General features: G+C 23.4%; 2 protein-coding genes. Both read right to left on the reverse strand.

All coding sequences use genetic code 11. The features are described from left to right. Positions 1–247: 247 nt before the first annotated feature. Positions 248–706, reverse strand: coding sequence for a GNAT family N-acetyltransferase (locus CD129_RS12050; protein WP_160149101.1), 459 nt, complete (start codon positions 704–706; stop codon positions 248–250). Between the two features lie 165 nt (positions 707–871). Then, positions 872–2,059 (reverse strand): alpha/beta hydrolase family protein (locus CD129_RS12055; RefSeq protein ID WP_144437017.1); only part of this gene is annotated, 1,188 nt, incomplete at its 5' end.

Here is a 2,059-nt window from a genome sequence, read left to right on the forward strand (position 1 = left end):
GTATAATACATAAGAACATCACCCTTTTAATAAGTATAATTTCTTAATATTCCAATTCTTTATACTTTTAATATACGCCTCTGAGGATTAAAATACAAAAAATGATAAAATTTACTATTTTACTTTTATGATTTTTTGCTTTTTTAGGTTTTTATTGTAATTTGTTAACATAAGAGTATTATACATTCATTCAACTTTTAATATTTTTATTTAAAATTCTAAACTAGATTTTAAGATTTTAAAGAATTTACAAATATTTTTCCATATTAATGAAATTATAAACTCCCCCATTGGATTGATTTTCGCTTTCTCCTGTCACTACAAAACCACTATTTCTATATACTTTAAAAGCTCTTGTATTAAAACCTGCAACTGATAATGTAATTTTTTTAACATTATATTTATTTTTAATAAAATTAATAATATAAGTCAAAAATTCTTTTCCTTTACCATTACCAGTTAAATCAGGTTTCATTCCTAACCCTAAACTTACAAAGTTATTGCTCATTTCAATACAGAAATATCCTATAAGGGTATTATCTTCTTGTATTGAAAAAAAACGATCTTTTCTTTCGTTAGGATCTATTATTTCATTATAGTCTTCTATATCCTCTGTTAAATTATAAAATGAATATGGTTCAGGATATTTCCATAAATCTGCTATTTCCATTGCTTCATCTTGTTTCATTGTATTAATAGTCCACATACAAAAACCTCCTATAGACATAAGTTCTTCAAGTGTAAACTCAATATATATTTAAAATTTCTTTTGATTTGTAGATATTATTACCAATTTCAATTATCTTACTAAAACATTCAATTTTTTCTTAAAGATGTGGTATGTCAACAGTTTATTTTACACTTCTTCATATTACTTAAAAATTAAGTTAAGAAAGTCATCTATATTTGATTGGTTATCAAATATTTCTTTTATATTATGACCTGCGGTTCTGACTTGAATATAGGAATTCACATTTTTTTTAATTTCTCTTTCTATACTAGAATTCATAGGAATTTTTTTATCCTTATCTCCATATATATATATTAGATAAGTGCGGTTCTCTTTGTTCTTAACATAATTTATTGGATTAAACTCTTCAATATTATATTTTGTAATACCTTTATATAAAGCTCGTCTATTGAAAATATTTTTGTAAAATCGAGGTAAATTATCATAGAATTTTTTAACCTCATAAGGACTAGATATCGATACTACTTTATTAAGTTCAATATTTTCTTTTACAACTATTAAATTAGCTAGTATTCCTCCATAGCTAATTCCTAACATTCTTATGTCTTTTTTTAAATTTGGGTATTCCGAAATGACCTCTTCTATAACCTCTTTTATATCTCTTAGCTCTTGAAATCCCCATTTACCATATATTGATTCTTCATACTCCATACCATAGGTAATACTCCCATGGTAATTTATAGCAACTAACAAATAGCCATTGTTGATGAATAGAGACTTTAATTGATCATAGTTCTTTCCTATATAATCTTTAGGGCCTCCATGAACATAAAAGTATATACCTTTTAGTTTATCTAAAGAAAGATTTTTATAAATAGTATAGTAACATTTATTAATCATGGATCTTTTATTAATAATTTCATTTTTTATATTGAATTCATATTCAATGTCTTCGTCTAACAGAATATTAGTAATTAATATTTCGTTAGATATATCTGAAATGTTATAGTATATGTTATCTTCAAATAAAAAAATTTCACTAAAATTCAAATGAGATTGCTTTATTATACTAACTTCTACAGTATTCAAATCAATCATGTATATATAAGATCGACTTATATCATTAGATAATAAATATAATTTTGAGTTCAGAATTATATAACTAGTTAATCTCCCTAGAATATTAAGTGTCTTATCGTCTAATTTGATAGATGTTTTAAAATTATTCTCTATAAAGCTTATATCATAACTTATTTCCTTTGTGTCATGTGGTATTAAATATAATTTATGCTCATTAATTATTTTAATGATCTTTCCTTTAATATCCATAATAGTATATTTGTTTTTAAAATATGGCACTTTTAAAAC

The sequence above is a fragment of the Mammaliicoccus fleurettii genome (assembly GCF_003970575.1).
GTDB lineage: Bacteria > Bacillota > Bacilli > Staphylococcales > Staphylococcaceae > Mammaliicoccus > Mammaliicoccus fleurettii.